General features: G+C 63.3%; 15 protein-coding genes. 2 read left to right on the top strand and 13 right to left on the bottom strand.

Going from position 1 to position 14,743, the window contains the following annotated elements; genetic code table 11:
• The first annotated feature begins 24 nt into the window (after nucleotides 1–24).
• Together FXB38_RS25825 and FXB38_RS25820 are read left to right on the top strand one after the other, a co-directional pair.
• Nucleotides 25–615, top strand: a complete 591-nt coding sequence (locus tag FXB38_RS25825) for a response regulator transcription factor (RefSeq protein WP_430640189.1) — start codon at nucleotides 25–27, stop codon at nucleotides 613–615.
• Nucleotides 616–701: 86 nt separating this feature from the next.
• Complete coding sequence (locus FXB38_RS25820; RefSeq protein WP_187435143.1) at nucleotides 702–1,088, top strand: response regulator transcription factor; 387 nt, start codon at nucleotides 702–704, stop codon at nucleotides 1,086–1,088.
• A 32-nt stretch (nucleotides 1,089–1,120) separates the two neighbouring features.
• Here FXB38_RS25820 and FXB38_RS25815 read toward each other — a convergent pair whose 3' ends face one another.
• The 13 genes from FXB38_RS25815 to FXB38_RS25755 form a co-directional block, all read right to left on the bottom strand.
• Nucleotides 1,121–2,092 (bottom strand): tripartite tricarboxylate transporter substrate binding protein BugD, encoded by a 972-nt coding sequence (locus FXB38_RS25815; protein WP_148753744.1) that lies wholly within the window; start codon nucleotides 2,090–2,092, stop codon nucleotides 1,121–1,123.
• An 87-nt stretch (nucleotides 2,093–2,179) separates the two neighbouring features.
• Entirely contained in the window at nucleotides 2,180–3,421 is a 1,242-nt protein-coding gene (locus FXB38_RS25810; protein WP_148753743.1) for a threonine synthase, read from the bottom strand.
• A 74-nt stretch (nucleotides 3,422–3,495) separates the two neighbouring features.
• The gene (lpdA, locus tag FXB38_RS25805; RefSeq protein ID WP_148753742.1) at nucleotides 3,496–4,917 is read right to left on the bottom strand and encodes a dihydrolipoyl dehydrogenase; all 1,422 of its coding nucleotides are present in this window, start codon (nucleotides 4,915–4,917) and stop codon (nucleotides 3,496–3,498) included.
• Nucleotides 4,918–5,048: 131 nt separating this feature from the next.
• The gene (locus FXB38_RS25800; RefSeq protein WP_148753741.1) at nucleotides 5,049–6,395 is read right to left on the bottom strand and encodes a pyruvate dehydrogenase complex dihydrolipoamide acetyltransferase; all 1,347 of its coding nucleotides are present in this window, start codon (nucleotides 6,393–6,395) and stop codon (nucleotides 5,049–5,051) included.
• A 62-nt stretch (nucleotides 6,396–6,457) separates the two neighbouring features.
• Nucleotides 6,458–6,910 (bottom strand): nucleoside deaminase, encoded by a 453-nt coding sequence (locus tag FXB38_RS25795; RefSeq protein WP_148753740.1) that lies wholly within the window; start codon nucleotides 6,908–6,910, stop codon nucleotides 6,458–6,460.
• A gap of 2 nt (nucleotides 6,911–6,912) precedes the next feature.
• Nucleotides 6,913–7,215, bottom strand: a complete 303-nt coding sequence (locus FXB38_RS25790) for a DUF5076 domain-containing protein (protein ID WP_015685879.1) — start codon at nucleotides 7,213–7,215, stop codon at nucleotides 6,913–6,915.
• A 3-nt stretch (nucleotides 7,216–7,218) separates the two neighbouring features.
• Nucleotides 7,219–8,607 carry a pyruvate dehydrogenase complex E1 component subunit beta gene (locus FXB38_RS25785; RefSeq protein ID WP_148753739.1) on the bottom strand — a complete coding sequence of 463 codons (1,389 nt, stop codon included), beginning with the start codon at nucleotides 8,605–8,607 and terminating at the stop codon, nucleotides 7,219–7,221.
• Between the two features lie 30 nt (nucleotides 8,608–8,637).
• On the bottom strand, nucleotides 8,638–9,660 hold the full coding sequence (pdhA, locus tag FXB38_RS25780; protein WP_148753738.1) for a pyruvate dehydrogenase (acetyl-transferring) E1 component subunit alpha: 1,023 nt from the start codon (nucleotides 9,658–9,660) through the stop codon (nucleotides 8,638–8,640).
• A gap of 169 nt (nucleotides 9,661–9,829) precedes the next feature.
• Nucleotides 9,830–11,209, bottom strand: coding sequence for a glycerophosphodiester phosphodiesterase family protein (locus FXB38_RS25775; RefSeq protein ID WP_246230133.1), 1,380 nt, complete (start codon nucleotides 11,207–11,209; stop codon nucleotides 9,830–9,832).
• A 94-nt stretch (nucleotides 11,210–11,303) separates the two neighbouring features.
• Nucleotides 11,304–11,621: an FtsB family cell division protein gene (locus FXB38_RS25770; RefSeq protein ID WP_148753737.1), complete on the bottom strand. Its 318-nt coding sequence runs from the start codon at nucleotides 11,619–11,621 to the stop codon at nucleotides 11,304–11,306.
• A 120-nt stretch (nucleotides 11,622–11,741) separates the two neighbouring features.
• Nucleotides 11,742–12,293: an NADPH-dependent FMN reductase gene (locus FXB38_RS25765; RefSeq protein ID WP_148753736.1), complete on the bottom strand. Its 552-nt coding sequence runs from the start codon at nucleotides 12,291–12,293 to the stop codon at nucleotides 11,742–11,744.
• A 183-nt stretch (nucleotides 12,294–12,476) separates the two neighbouring features.
• Entirely contained in the window at nucleotides 12,477–13,475 is a 999-nt protein-coding gene (locus tag FXB38_RS25760; RefSeq protein WP_148753735.1) for an MBL fold metallo-hydrolase, read from the bottom strand.
• 111 nt (nucleotides 13,476–13,586) lie between these two features.
• Nucleotides 13,587–14,726, bottom strand: coding sequence for a zinc-binding dehydrogenase (locus FXB38_RS25755; protein ID WP_148753734.1), 1,140 nt, complete (start codon nucleotides 14,724–14,726; stop codon nucleotides 13,587–13,589).
• Between the last annotated feature and the right edge of the window lie 17 nt (nucleotides 14,727–14,743).

Here is a 14,743-nt window from a genome sequence, read left to right as displayed (position 1 = left end):
TTGATCGTCGATGACGATCCATCGATGCGCCGTGCGCTCACGAACCTCTTTCAATCCGTCGGCCTCAGGGTCGAGGCTTTCGGCTCCGCGGCGGAGATCATGGAAGCCAAGCCACCGGCGGTCCCCAGCTGCCTTGTGCTCGACATCCGCCTGCCGGGCTCGAGCGGATTTGACCTGCAGTCGGACCTCGCGAAGGCGAACATTCACACGCCCATTATCTTCATCACCGGTCATGGCGATATTCCGATGACCGTCAGGGCCATGAAGAGCGGCGCCATCGATTTTCTGACCAAGCCGGTGCGCGACCAGGACATGCTGGATGCGGTTCAGGCGGCGATCGAACGGGATCGCAGGCGGCGCAATATCGAGGAGTCGGTCGCGGGAGTGCGGTCCCGCTTCGAGGGTTTGAGCGCGCGCCAGCGCGACATCCTCATCCTGGTGGCGTCCGGTCTGATGAACAAGCAAGTCGCTGCCGAGCTCGGATTGGCAGAGATTACCGTCAAGATCTATCGCGGACAGATCATGCGGAAAATGGGCGCCAAGTCGTTGGCCGACCTCGTCAGAATGGTGGAGGCGCTCGGAATCTCACGCCCGGGGGGAAAGGTGCAAACCTAAGTATGCTTTTCAAGCTCGCTCCAAGAGCCCACCTTCCGCCAGGTGCGGCACCGTGATCGGCGGCTCCCCGATCAGGAGCGATCATCTTGTCAATCCCCTCGGCTATTTCCGTCATTGACGATGATCGATCAGTCCGCCTTGCGACGAACAATCTGCTGACGTCGCGGGGATACACGGTCAACATCTTTCGCTCCGCTGACGAATTTCTTCAATCGGCCGAACTGAAGACAACGTCCTGCGTGATCGCGGATGTGCAGATGGCGGTCATGGGCGGCGTTGAGCTCTTGATGCACATGCGCAGCCTCGGTCATCACACGCCGTTCATCTTCATGACGGCCTTTCCCGACGATGCCGTGCGCGACCGCGCGCTGAAGGCGGGCGCTATCTGCTTTCTCGCGAAGCCCTTCTCCACGCCGGCTCTGCTTGAATGTCTGCGTATGGCTCTGTCCGGCTCCGATAAAACCGAGACGTGATACGCCGGCGCCGAGCCCCGGCGATAAGGCGCTCAATCCACCGTGATGTTGGCGGCCTTGATGATCGGCCACCATTTTGCGATCTCGGCCTTCTGGCGCGCGCCGAGGGCTTCGGGCGTGAGCTGATCCTGCGGCGTCATCTCCAGGCCCTGGCCCTCGAGCTGCTTCTTCACGGCAGGATCGTTCAGCGCTTCTACGGCCGCCGCATTGAGCTTGGTGACGATCTCCTTCGGCGTGCCCTTCGGCACCCACAGGCCCGACCACAGCGTCATGTTGAAGCCCTTCAGGCCCGCTTCATCCGCGGTCGGGATGTCGGGCGCCGAAGCCAGGCGCTTGTCGTCGGTGATGGCGTAGGCGCGGATGGTGCCGGCCCGCACCTGGTTGATGGAGTTGGAGGTCTGGTCGACGATGACATCGATCTGGCCGGCGATCAGATCGTTCAGTGCGGGCGCGGTGCCGCGATACGGCACGTACTGCAGCTTGATGCCGGAGATGCTCTCGAAATAGACGCCGGCGATGTGGCTGCCGGAGCCGGCGCCAGCCGTGCCGGCCGTCGGCGGCGACGGCCGCGATTTCAGCCAAGCCAGCAGCTCCTTCAGCGAGGTTGCGGGCACCGCGTTCTTGCTGACCACGATCATCGGGTTGCTCGGCAGCAGCACCACCGGCTCGAGATCGGAGACGAGATCGTAATTGAGCTTGTAGACGGCGCCGTTGGCGACGTGGGTGCCGAGATGGCCGAAGGAGATGGTGTAGCCGTCCGGCGGCGAGTGCACGGCGCGCCCCACCCCGATCGAGCCGCCGGCGCCGGTGACGTTCTCGATCACCAAGGGCTGGCCGAGCGAGGTGCGCATGCGCTCGGCGAGCACGCGCGCCATTGCATCCGACGGACCGCCAGCTGCGAAGGGCACGATGATGGTGATGGGATGCGACGGATAATCGTCGGCGCGCACGGCGCCCGTGAACGCGACAATGCCGATCAGCGCAGCCCAGACGGCCTTGTTCATTGTGTTCTCCCCGGCGATGTCGTTTTTGCTTTTATCTCTTCCCGCGTACGGGAAGAGAGGTCGTTCGTGAAGAGATGAAATGACGCGCTAGAACTGTGTGTAGTCGATCGGCTTGTGGCGATCGAGCGTGCGGGTGACCGGCGGCAGCGGGTATTTCAGGCCGGTCGCGCAGTTGAACAGCATCACGCGGTCGGTCTTGCTGACGCGGCCGTCGGCGAGGCTGTCCTTGTAGGCGGCATAGGTCGCGGCGCCCTCCGGGCACAGCAACAGCCCCTCCTCGCGCGCCACTTCGTTCAGCGCCGCCGAGATCTTGTCGTCGTCGACCGCGATGGCAAATCCCTTGCTCTGCCGCACCGCGCGCAAAATCAGGAAGTCGCCGATCGCCTGCGGCACGCGGATGCCGGACGCGATGGTGTGGGCATCCTCCCAGCGCGTGGCGTGCTCGGTGCCGGCCTCATAGGCGCGCACCATCGGCGCACAGCCCGAAGCCTGCACCGCGACCATGCGCGGGCGCTTCGAGCCGATGAAGCCGATCTTCTCCAGCTCGTCGAAGGCCTTCCACATACCGATCAGGCCGGTGCCGCCGCCGGTCGGATAGAAGATCACGTCGGGCACGTCCCAGCCGAGCTGCTCGGCGAGCTCGAGACCCATCGTCTTCTTGCCTTCGATGCGGTACGGCTCTTTCAAGGTCGAGGTGTCGAACCAGCCCACTTTTGCTTTGCCCTCGCCAACGATCTTGCCGCAATCGTCGATATAGCCGTTGACGCGATAAACGGTCGCGCCCTGCAGCTCGATCTCACTGACATTCACCTCGGGCGTATCGGCCGGGCAGAAGATCGTGGTCTTGATGCCGCAGGAGGTTGCATAGGCCGCGAGCGCCGCACCGGCGTTGCCGTTGGTCGGCATCGCCATATGCTTGATGCCGAGCGCCTTGCCCATCGACACCGCCATCACGAGGCCGCGCGCCTTGAACGAGCCGGTCGGCAGCCGACCCTCGTCCTTCACGATGATCTCGCCGCCGCCGAGCTTCTGGCCGAGCTTGGGCAGCCGGATCAGCGGCGTGGTGACTTCGCCGAGCGAGACGATGTCCTTGCATTTGCGCACCGGCAGCAGCTCGCGATAGCGCCACATGTCGGCGGGACGCTCGCTAAGCGCGTCCTTGGTCAGCGCCTTCTTCACACCGGCGAGGTCGTAGCGCACCAGCAGCGGCTTGCCGGCCTTGGAAAGGTTGTGGACCTGGTCGGCGGCATAATGATCGCCTTCCATCGCGCATTCCAGATGCGTGACGAAGGTCGGGCGCTCGATGGTCAGATTGTCGTTGTCATGCATGGGTGATTTCCTTCTTATTTTGCAAACGGCTCTCGCCGCTCGTCATTGCGAGCGGTGGGCGGCGATGGCGCCCCTCAAATATTCAGCACTCGCCCATAAGCATCCAGCACGGCTTCCTTCATCATTTCCGACAGGGTCGGATGCGGGAACACCGTGTGCATCAGCTCTTCTTCCGTCGTCTCCAGATTCATGGCAACGACGTAGCCTTGGATCAGCTCGGTCACTTCAGCGCCGACCATGTGGGCACCGAGCAGCTGGCCAGTCTTCTTGTCGAAGATGACCTTGACCAGGCCCTGATCCTCGCCAAGCGCGATGGCCTTGCCGTTGCCGACGAACGGGAAGCGGCCGACGCGGATCTCACGGCCGTTTTCCTTGGCCTTGGCTTCGGTGAGACCGACGGAGGCAACCTGCGGCTGGCAATAGGTGCAACCCGGGATCAGGTTCTTGTCCATGGGGTGCGGATGCAGGCCCTTGATCGCCTCGACGCAGATCACGCCTTCATGCTCGGCCTTGTGCGCGAGCATCGGGGGGCCGGCGACATCGCCGATGGCATAGATGCCGGGGACGTTGGTCTTACCGTAGCCGTCGATCACGATGCAGCCGCGGTCGGTTTTGACGCCAAGCTTTTCGAGCCCGAGATTTTCGATATTGCCGACCACGCCGACCGCCGAGATCACGCGCTCGAACTCGGTCGTGGCCGGCTTGCCCTTGCCGTCATCAATCGTGGCGACGACGCTGTCGGCCTTCTTCTCGAGCTTGGTCACCTTGGTCGAGGACATGATCTTGATGCCCTGCTTCTCCAGGCGCTTGCGGGCGAGGCCTGCGATCTCGGCGTCCTCGACGGGAAGGATCTGAGGCAGCACCTCGACGACGGTGACGTCAGAACCCATGGTGTGGAAGAACGAGGCGAACTCGATGCCGATCGCGCCCGAGCCGACCACCAGCAGCGACTTCGGCATCTTCTCCGGCACCATCGCCTCGAAATAGGTCCAGATCAGCTTCTTGTCGGGCTCGAGCCCCGGCAGCACGCGCGGACGCGCGCCGGTCGCGACGATGATGTGCTTGGCCTGGTAGCTCCCCTCGCCGAGGGTCCCCTTCGGTGCCTCGACGTCGGACTTCTTCACGGTGACGTTGCCGGGGGCATCGATCGAGGCGGCGCCCCAGATCACGTTCACCTTGTTCTTCTTCATCAGGAAGCCGACGCCGTCGTTCAGCCGCTTGGAGACGCCGCGCGAACGCTGCACCACCGCCTTCGGATCGAACGACACCTTCTCAGCTGACAGGCCGTAATCCTTGGCATGCTGCATGTAGTGGTAGATCTCGGCGGAGCGTAGCAGCGCCTTGGTCGGGATGCAGCCCCAATTCAGACAGATGCCACCGAGATAGGCTTTCTCGACGATCGCGGTCTTGAGACCGAGCTGGGCGGCGCGGATCGCGGTGACATAGCCGCCGGGACCGGAGCCGATGATGATGACGTCGAAGGATGTGTCGGCCATTGCGGCTCCCATTCAACTTAAATTCGTAGGGTGGGCAAAGCGAAGCGTGCCCACCGCCGTCTAACGCTATGAAATAAGGTGGGCACGGCGCCTTGCGCCTTTGCCCACCCTACGTATCCACCGTTCTCGGCTCACACCATCATCATGACGGGATTTTCGATCAGCTGCTTGAAGGCGCCGATCAGCTCGGCGCCGAGCGCACCGTCGATGGCGCGGTGATCGCAGGACAGCGTCACGCTCATCATGTTCGCGATCTCGATCTTGCCGCCGCGCACGACGGGCCGCTCCTCGCTGGTGCCGACCGCCAAAATGGTGGCGTGCGGCGGATTGATCACGGCGGTGAAGTGGCTGATGCCGAACATGCCGAGGTTGGAGACGGCCGTGGTGCCGCCCTGGTACTCTTCCGGCTTCAGTTTGCGCGAGCGGGCGCGCGCGGCGAAATCCTTCATCTCGTTGGAGATGGTGGAGAGCGTCTTGGTCTCGGCCTTGCGGATGATCGGCGTGATCAGGCCGCCGGGCATCGCCACCGCGACGCCGACGTCGGAATGATGATGCTTGACCATGCCGCTTTCGGTCCAGCTCACATTGCAGTTCGGAATCTTCTGGAGCGCGACCGCCATCGCCTTGATGACGAAGTCGTTGACCGAGATCTTGTAGAGCGGCTTCTTCTCCTTGTCCTTCGGAGCAGCCGCATTGATCTCCTCGCGCGCGGCGAGCAGCTTGCCGATGTCGCAGTCGATGGTCAGGTAGAAGTGCGGGACGTTCTGGATCGAGGCGGTCAGGCGTTGCGCGATGGTGCGGCGCATGCCGTCATGCGGGACGACCTCGTAGGAGCCAGGCTCGAATAGCGACAGGATCTGCTTGTCGGACATGGTCGGCGCGATCGAGGGTACACCGGACGGCGCCGCGGCGGGTGCCTTGAGACCCTTGCCGGACTTGGCCTGCTCGACGTCGCGCGCAACGACGCGGCCGTGCGGACCGGTGCCGATGACCATGCCGACATCGATGCCAACTTCCTTGGCGATGCGGCGCGCCAGCGGCGAGGAGAACACGCGGCCGCCCTGGCCGTTGCTCTGCGCAGCCGGTGCAGCAGCGGCCTGCGGCGCCGAAGCAGCGGCAGCAGGCGGCGGAGCCTTGGGGGCGGCAGGCGCAGGAGCGGCAGCCGGTGCAGCAGCGGCTTTCGGAGGCGCGGCCGACGCGCTGGGCTTGGCGGCACCAGCGGCCTTCACGTCCTCGCCTTCGCCGGCGAGCACCGCGATCACGTCGTTGACCGGGACGTCCTGCGTGCCCTCGGGCACGAGGATCCTGGCGATCGTGCCCTCGTCGATGGCCTCGACCTCCATGGTCGCCTTGTCGGTCTCGATCTCGGCGATGATATCGCCGGATTTGACCTTGTCGCCTTCCTTCTTCAGCCACTTGGCGAGGTTGCCCTTCTCCATCGTCGGCGAAAGAGCGGGCATCAGGATGTTGATGGGCATGCTGACCTCAAGAAGAATTTTGCAAAACGTCGTCTCCGACAGCGAAGACGAACAGACCAGGTTTAGTTGCCGATGTCGCCCTGCCACAGGCGCTCATTGGCAGGGATGGAACGCCAATTCTTCATCATGGCGATGGAGCGGTCGTCGGCAAGGTCGAGCCAGGGGATTCCGAACTTGTCGAGAATATCCTTGGAGCCCTCGAAGGTGACGGATTCCCCGATCACCACCAGCTGAACCTTGAACAAGGCGAGCGCGCCGGCACACATCGAGCACGGCGACAACGTGGTGTACATGACGGTGTCATGGAACGAGATCGCACCGGCTTCGCGCAGGCAGCTCATCTCGCCATGAAGGATCGGGTTGTTCTCCTGCACGCGGTTGTTATGACCGCGGGCGATGATCTTGTTGTCGCGCGTCAGCACGGCGCCGATCGGCAGGCCGCCTTGCGCAATCGAGGCTTCCGCTTCGCGGATCGCCTCCAGCATGAGATCGTAATGGTGGGATTCGATCGCCACGGTCAGTGTCCCTTTCCGCGCGGGGTCGTGGTGCCGGTGTCGGTGGGACGTTCGATTTCCGCCTGGAACATCTCGAGGATCCGGTTCATCGCGTCTTCCTCGGTGTATTCGCTCTCGCGCGCATAGGCGCGCGCGGCGTGACGAGCGAGATCGACGAGCAGCAGGCCCCACATGTCGGGCTCTTCGAAGGCGCGCTGGAACGCCATCGACAGCCCGCCATCCAGCACGAACACGCGCAGGATCTCGACCGCGTCGTCGCGGGCGAGGACGTCGGGCGGCAATGGCTGCTCCTTCGGGCCCGCCATGGCCTACCTGTAGCAGACAGCTTTGGCGGCCTCGACCACTTCAGCCGCCGAGGGCAGCGCAAGCTTCTCCAGGTTTGCCGCATAGGGCATCGGCACGTCCTTGCCGGTGACGCGGGCGACCGGCGCATCCAGATAGTCGAAGGCGTTCTCCATGATGCGCGCAGCGATCTCGGCGCCGACGCCGCTCTGGGCCCAGCCCTCCTCCACCGTGACGGCACGGCCCGTCTTCTTGACAGAGTTGATGATCGTCTCGGTGTCCATCGGGCGCAGCGTGCGCAAATCGATCACCTCGGCCTCGATGCCCTCCTTGGCGAGCTCGTCGGCGGCCTTGAGCGCATAGGACATGCCGTTCGACCAGGAGATGATCGTGACATGGCTGCCCGAGCGTACGATCCGCGCCTTGCCGATCGGGATCACGAAGTCGTCGAGCTTCGGCACTTCACCGGTGTGGCCGTAGAGCATCTCGTTCTCGAGGAAGATCACCGGATTGGGATCGCGGATCGCGGCCTTGAGCAGACCCTTGTAGTCGGCGGCCGAGAACGGCGCGACCACCTTGAGACCCGGAATGTTCGAGTACCAGGACGCGTAATCCTGGCTGTGCTGGGCGGCGACGCGCGCAGCCGCGCCGTTCGGTCCGCGGAACACGATTGAGCAGCCCATCTGTCCGCCGGACATATAGAGCGTCTTGGCCGCAGAGTTGATGATCTGGTCGATCGCCTGCATGGCGAAGTTGAAGGTCATGAACTCGACGATCGGCTTCAGGCCGGTCATGGCCGCGCCGACCCCGACACCGGCAAAGCCATGCTCGGTGATCGGGGTGTCGATGACACGCCTGGCGCCGAATTCCTGGAGCAGGCCCTGGGTGACCTTGTAGGCGCCCTGATATTCGGCGACCTCCTCGCCCATCACGAAGACGTCGGCGTCGCGGCGCATCTCTTCGGCCATGGCGTCGCGCAGCGCTTCGCGGATGGTCTGCGTCACCATCTCGGTGCCGGCAGGCACTTCGGGATCTGGCTCGGCGACGGCCTGCGGCGCAGGCGCGGCCTTTGGCGCGGGCGCTTCGGCCTTGGCAGCGGCGGGAGGTGCGGATTCCGCAGCCTTCTCCTGCTTGGCCGGCGCGGGCGCCTTGGCCAGATCGGCGGCACTCTCGCCGTCGGCGAGGATGGTCGCGATCGGCGTGTTGACGGCGACGTCGGCGGTGCCCTCGGGGATCAGGATCTTGCCGAGCGTGCCCTCATCGGTCGCCTCGACCTCCATGGTGGCCTTGTCGGTCTCGATCTCGGCGATCACGTCGCCGGACTTGATCGTCTCGCCCTCTTTTTTCAGCCATTTGGCAAGGTTGCCCTTTTCCATCGTGGGCGACAACGCGGGCATCAGCACTTGAATTGGCATATCTTCTCCAAAAGAAAGCTTGCGCGCGTTTCAGCGGTAAACGTCGGTCCAGAGCTCGGCGGCATCCGGCTCGGGATCGTGCTGGGCAAAGTCGGCGGACGCGTTGACGATGTCGCGCACTCCGGCGTCGATCGCCTTGAGGTCGGCCTCGCTGACCTTGGCCGCGAGCAGTCGGTTGCGCACCTGCTCGATCGGATCCTGGTCGTGGCGAACCTTCTCGACCTCCTCGCGCGTGCGGTACTTGGCAGGATCGGACATCGAGTGGCCGCGATAGCGGTACGTCTGCATCTCCAGGATCATCGGGCCCTTGCCGGAGCGGCACCAGGCGGCAGCTTCATCAGCCGCAGCCTTGACCGCGCGGACGTCCATGCCGTCAACCTGCATTCCGGGGATGTTGAAAGAGGCGCCGCGCTTGGAGAAATCCTGCTGCGCGGAGGCGCGCGAGACCGAGGTGCCCATGGCGTAGCGGTTGTTCTCGATGACGAAGATCACCGGCAGCTTCCAGAGCTCCGCCATGTTGAAGCTCTCATAGACCTGGCCCTGGTTGGCCGCGCCGTCGCCGAAATAGGTGACGCTGACATTGCCATTGCTGCGATAATTGTTGGCGAAGGCGAGACCGGTGCCGAGCGAGACCTGGGCGCCGACGATGCCGTGGCCGCCGTAAAAGTGCTTCTCCTTGCTGAACATGTGCATGGAGCCGCCCTTGCCCTTGGAATAGCCGCCGCGGCGGCCGGTGAGCTCGGCCATCACGCCGTTGGCTTCCATGCCGGTGGCAAGCATATGTCCGTGATCGCGATAGCCGGTGATGACCTGATCGCCCTGCTTCAGGGCCATCTGCATGCCGACCACCACGGCCTCCTGGCCGATATAAAGGTGGCAGAAGCCGCCGATCGCGCCCATGCCGTAGAGCTGACCGGCCTTTTCCTCGAATCGCCGGATCAGCAACATGTCGCGGAGCGCCTTCAGCTCCTGCTCCCTGGTGAACTCCGGGGGCGAACCGCCGTCGGTCTTGTCTTGTGGGCTGCTTGCGGCGGCTTTCTTGGGGGCGGCCATGGGAATTCCGGGTCAGAGAAAACTAAGCCCTCTCTAACCCAACTCAATCGCGTGTGAAAGCACCGCAGCGACATGGCACGACTTTCATTATGCCGCACTGCAACGTGGCCGAAATTTTGCAAAATCTTTGGGCTTGATCAGGCAACATTCGGCTTTGGCAATGCTCGGCTCACCAGCCGAGCTCTCGCAAATACGTTGCGCGGGCGGCAACGCCGGTGTGTGTGAAGTCGGTGAAGACCCCGTCGACGCCGAGACGGAAAAATTTGAGATATTCCTGGGCCGGATCGGCGTGATAGTCGGCCGCGAGATATTTCTTCTCATTCCGGAACGTGAAGACGTGGACGAATAGGCCGAGCTTGTGCGCGTCGGCGATCAGACTGGTTGCCTCCTGCGTCGATGCCTCCGGCGTCGAGGCCTTATAGGGCGTGCCGTCGGCATTGCTGTCCTTCCACGGCGCGATCTTGAGCGGAACGATATAGGCCTTCCACGGGCCGATGCCGTCGGCATAGGTCTTGATCTCGGCGAGGCCCACCGGGGTCAGCATCGCATCGTACAGGCGCGCGTCACCGGCCACCGTCCAGTCGAACGGACGGGAGTTGGTGATGTTGTTGAGCAGGACCTTGCCGGTCTTGAAGTCGATGCCGTTGCCGTCGATGAGCTGAACCTGCCGCGTCTCCAGGCCATGGCTGCGCATATATTTCAGGCTGCCGGGCTCGAAACTCTGGACCAGGATCGGCGCGTCCTTGGTGTTGAGGCCGTTGTCCTTGATGATCTTGATTAGGGCATCCTCGAGTGGATGGCTGCCCGGCGCGCCGCAGCCGTTGGCGATGGCCTGCGCATTGTTCCAGGTCGGGTTCTTGGTTTCCGGATAGACCAGGATGGGACGCCCGGTCTCCTTGCTCTTGGCCTTGGCGATATCGAGGATGTCCTGGAAGCTGATAACCGGGAATTTGCCGTTGAACACCTTCGGCCGCTCATTGGCTGCATCGTAAGTGGTGCCCCCGATCCACTGCTTCAGCTCGGCCATGGTGAAGTCGGTGATCGACCAGTCGTTGGTGTGATCTTCGCCGTCGACGATCAATGACTTCAGCACCGATTTGGGATCGGCCGGATCGGTGAGATCGACGAGGTAGTCGGCGGGCCCGTTGGTGGGAGAAGGCGCCTTGACACGCACGCCGGGCACCGTGCGCTTGCGGGCCGCGACTGCCGCATTGGTCTTCGCCACCTCGGCCACGTCAGTGTTATCCGCGAGCCAGGGGTTGTGACGCGCGACCAGGACGCAGTCCTTGGTCAGGTGCAGGTCCTCTTCGAGCGCGTCGGTTCCGAGCGCCGCGGCGAGGTCATACGAGGCCTCGGTCTCTTCGGGCACTAGCCCCGGCACGCCGCGATGGCCGAGGATCAGCGGCGCCTTTCCGTCAACAGTCAGGAAGGGTTTTGCGCCTGATGGCGACGAGGCGGTCTGTGCATATGCCATCGACAGCGGCAGGAATGCCGCGCTGAACAGCATCGCTCCAATACGCAGCGTCCGTCGGGAACGATCGTTCGTCATGACAAGCCTCCATCTTCGCGGCAACGCATCAATGCCGGGCTTGCTGTCTTGTCTTAAGACTCTGACATGCGGATGACGGCGGAAGGCAAGCGATTCAGTTCTGCGGGATCATCCGAACGAGATCGTGCGGATTGACATAGTCGAGCTGGAACCGCGCCCGCTCATCCAGCATGTCAGGATCGATCTTCTCAGTGCGCAGCAGCGAGACGCGCTGCTCGCTCCGGGCGCGCTCGCGCTTGAGCTGGGCGAGCTCGCTGGTCAGCGCGATGATCTCCTGGTCGAGCTCCTGGCGGGCGTTGAGGCCGTATTTGCCGGTATAGGCGTTGACGCCGAAATAGCCGACGATGGCGGCCGCCATCGCATAGAGGGCGAGACCGGTCAGGACCGATTTGAGGCGGGCGCGAGAGACCATTTTGGCAAGATGGGGCAGCTTGGTTAAGGGAGTGCTAATCTTCCCTTTCCCGTATTACGGACCCGTCATGCCCGGGTTTATCCTTGGTTTATCCCGGACATGACGGAGGCTCGAACCGTATCAGCCGTGATGCTTGGCAACGTGCGCGGCGAACGCGTCGATGTAGGCCTGGAGCACGGGCTTGAGCGACTCCTTGACCAGATTGCCCTCGGCATCAAAAGCGTCGCCGACCGCATTCAGATAGATCTCGGGCTGCTGCAGGATCGGGCCGGCAATGCCCGGCAGGATGTTCTGGAGCGTCTTGGCGGCGCTGACGCCACCGAGCGGGCCCGGCGAGTTGGAGATGATACCGACAGGCTTGCCGTTGAACGAGCTCTTGCCATAGGGCCGTGAGGCGACATCGATAGCGTTCTTCAGCACGCCCGGGATGGCGCGATTGTATTCCGGCGTGACAAAGATGACGCCGTCGGACTTCTGCAGCTTCTCGCGGAAAGCCAGCCAGTCGGCCGGCGGCGCGCTTTCGAGATCCTGGTTGAAGAACGAGATGCCCCCGAGCGTCACGACCTCGAGCTTGAGAGATGCCGGCGCGAGCTTGGTCAGCGCATTGGCGATCTTCCGAGAGAAGCTGTCCTTGCGCAGGCTGCCGGCGATCACGACGATATTGTAGGCCATGGGTTGTCCTTGAGATCTGGAGCGAGAGTTCCGCGGCAGCACTTAAGCGATCCGGACTGATGGATGCAAGTGCATGAACCGACCCGATTTGGAAACGCTGAGTTTCTTGAAAGCAGATGGTCGTCCAAAACAACCGGGCCGCCAAGCGGCGGCCCGATCTTTCGTGCAAATCTGCAAACGGGATCAGATCGTCGGATTCCACGCCGACGGGATCAGGCGATACCTGGCGCCGTCCTTCTCGACATGGCCGACCGAGGGGAAGGTGAAGTGGAAGCCGACCACGGTCGCCTTCTCGGCTGCCGCCATGTCGTAGAACTTGTGGCGGGTCTCCTGCGCCAGCGCGCCGTCGGTGTCGAATGCCACGTGCCAGTCCGGATTGCGCAAGAAAAGCTCGGGAATGTTGGTGACGTCGGACTGGATCAGCACCTTCTTGTCGCCCGAGGCGACCGCGAACGAAGTGTGACCGGGCGTGTGGCCGGGCGTCGCGATCGAGGTGATTCCGGGCGCGACCTCCTTGCCCCATTCATACTTCGTCACCTTGGACTCGATGCCGGCGAAGGTCTTCTTCACGTTGGCGAAGTAGTTCTTCATCATGTCGCTGGATTGCGCCTTGGCGGCGTTGTCCTCGCTGGTCCAGAACTCCCAATCCTTCACCGGCACCATGATCTCGGCATTCGGGAACGCGAGCGAGCCGTCGGCCAGGCGGATGCCGTTGGTGTGGTCGGGATGCAGGTGCGACAGCAGCACGATGTCGATGCTCTTCGGATCGACGCCGGCGGCCTGCAGGTTTTGCAGGGTGCGGCCGACCGCGCCCTTGCTGGGCTCCAGATTGGCGACGCCGTTGCCGGTATCGATCAGCACGAGCTTGGAGCCGGTGTTGATGAGCTGCGGATTGAACGGTACCGTGACCATGCCCTTCGGCATGTAGGCGGCGTCGGCAGCGGCGAGCGCTTCCTCCTTCGGAATGTTGGCGACGAACTTGTCCGGCATCGGGAAGCTGCGCGCGCCGTCATTGATCGAGGTGCACTCGAAGCTGCCGACCTTGTAGCGGTAGAAGCCCGGCGCCTGCGCGCCGGCTTGCGGCACCGCGGCATTGGTTGCGATTGGTCGCAATCCCGTGACGGCGGCCGCGCCGACTGCAGCGGCGCCTGCAAGCAGATGACGGCGATTGAGATCGGTCATGGAGATGTCCCCTTCTGAGCGCGTTACGGTTTTTCCGCTTTCAACGCGGCGGAATAATCTCCCGCTGCGCTCAGAAGGCAAGACCTCTTTTAGGTAACCTGCCGTCGCCGATCACGAAGATTTATTCGGATTGATGAGGAATTTTTCGCCGGTGGCACGTTTGGCGTACACCGCGATATTGGCGGGATCGAGCGCCTCCTGCAGCGACACCACCTTGGTGTAGTGGCTGGCAAAGGTGGTCTTTAATTCGCTCACGACGCGCTGACGCAGCCGTCCGATGTCGGCAGGTCCGATCTTCTGCAGGAACGGAGTCAAGAGCCAACCGCCAACGCCCCAAGCCATGCCGAAGCCGCGCGGCAGCTCGATCGGACGGATATCGAGCGCGCCGTAGACGTAAACCTGCTTGTGCACGCTGGAGCCGTAACGGCTGTATTCCTTCGCGGTCTTGTTGATCGCGATTTCCATGCAGTTGAGGATGTCGCCGGCGAGCTTGCCGCCGCCGATGGCATCGAAGGCGATGGTCGCGCCGGTCTCGACCAGCGCAGCCGTGAGATCGTCGAGGAAATCAGGCACGCTGGAATCGACAACATGCTTGGCGCCGATCTTCTTCAGGATCTCGGCCTGCTCCTTGCTGCGCACGATGTTGACGAGCCCGATGCCGTCCTTGATGCAGATCTTGTTCAGCATCTGACCGAGATTGGAGGCGGCTGCGGTGTGCACCAGCGCCTTGTGGCCTTCGCGCCGCATCGTCTCGGTCATGCCGAGCGCAGTGAGCGGATTGACGAACCAGGATGCGCCCTCTGCCGCCGTCGTGCCCTCGGGCAACGGCTGGCAGTCCCTCGCCTTCAGGGTCCGGTACTGCGCGTACATGGCACCGCCGATCATCGCGACGGTCTTGCCCATCAGCGCCTTCGCCGCATCCGACGAGCCGGTCTTGATGACGACGCCGGCACCCTCATTGCCGACCGGCAGGGATTGGTCGAGCCGCGCGCCCATTGCGCGCATCGCACCATCAGGCACCTTCGCGGTGATGACGGGCGCCTCTTTCGTGCCAGACGCCTTCGCCGTGCTCATGTCGGCAGCGCCGACGAGCAGGCCGAGGTCGGACGGGTTGATCGGCGCCGCCTCGATGCGGACGACGACCTCGTCATCCGCGGGCTCGGGGGTCGGCACGTCCAGAAGCAGGATCTCGAGCTCTCCGCTCTTCTTGATCAGCGAACGCAGTTGCAGTCCGGTCTTGCCGTCGCTCATGTCGATCCTCCCCTGTC

It is taken from the genome of Bradyrhizobium cytisi (assembly GCF_008123515.1).
Lineage (GTDB): Bacteria > Pseudomonadota > Alphaproteobacteria > Rhizobiales > Xanthobacteraceae > Bradyrhizobium > Bradyrhizobium cytisi.
The sequence above is the reverse complement of the archived record's forward strand: the minus strand, read 5'-3'. Positions and strand labels throughout refer to the sequence as shown.

What these genes read in the sequence shown, in the direction of transcription:
- FXB38_RS25825 (WP_430640189.1), top strand. Translation starts at nt 25, where the DNA reads ATGCGCCGTGCGCTCACGAACCTCTTTCAATCCGTCGGCCTCAGGGTC.
- FXB38_RS25790 (WP_015685879.1), bottom strand. Translation starts at nt 7,215, where the DNA reads ATGGCGGGCCCGAAGGAGCAGCCATTGCCGCCCGACGTCCTCGCCCGC.
- FXB38_RS25755 (WP_148753734.1), bottom strand. Translation starts at nt 14,726, where the DNA reads ATGAGCGACGGCAAGACCGGACTGCAACTGCGTTCGCTGATCAAGAAG.
- FXB38_RS25810 (WP_148753743.1), bottom strand. Translation starts at nt 3,421, where the DNA reads ATGCATGACAACGACAATCTGACCATCGAGCGCCCGACCTTCGTCACG.
- FXB38_RS25770 (WP_148753737.1), bottom strand. Translation starts at nt 11,621, where the DNA reads ATGGTCTCTCGCGCCCGCCTCAAATCGGTCCTGACCGGTCTCGCCCTC.
- FXB38_RS25800 (WP_148753741.1), bottom strand. Translation starts at nt 6,395, where the DNA reads ATGCCCATCAACATCCTGATGCCCGCTCTTTCGCCGACGATGGAGAAG.
- FXB38_RS25765 (WP_148753736.1), bottom strand. Translation starts at nt 12,293, where the DNA reads ATGGCCTACAATATCGTCGTGATCGCCGGCAGCCTGCGCAAGGACAGC.
- FXB38_RS25785 (WP_148753739.1), bottom strand. Translation starts at nt 8,607, where the DNA reads ATGCCAATTCAAGTGCTGATGCCCGCGTTGTCGCCCACGATGGAAAAG.
- lpdA (WP_148753742.1), bottom strand. Translation starts at nt 4,917, where the DNA reads ATGGCCGACACATCCTTCGACGTCATCATCATCGGCTCCGGTCCCGGC.
- FXB38_RS25760 (WP_148753735.1), bottom strand. Translation starts at nt 13,475, where the DNA reads ATGACCGATCTCAATCGCCGTCATCTGCTTGCAGGCGCCGCTGCAGTC.
- FXB38_RS25815 (WP_148753744.1), bottom strand. Translation starts at nt 2,092, where the DNA reads ATGAACAAGGCCGTCTGGGCTGCGCTGATCGGCATTGTCGCGTTCACG.
- pdhA (WP_148753738.1), bottom strand. Translation starts at nt 9,660, where the DNA reads ATGGCCGCCCCCAAGAAAGCCGCCGCAAGCAGCCCACAAGACAAGACC.
- FXB38_RS25775 (WP_246230133.1), bottom strand. Translation starts at nt 11,209, where the DNA reads ATGACGAACGATCGTTCCCGACGGACGCTGCGTATTGGAGCGATGCTG.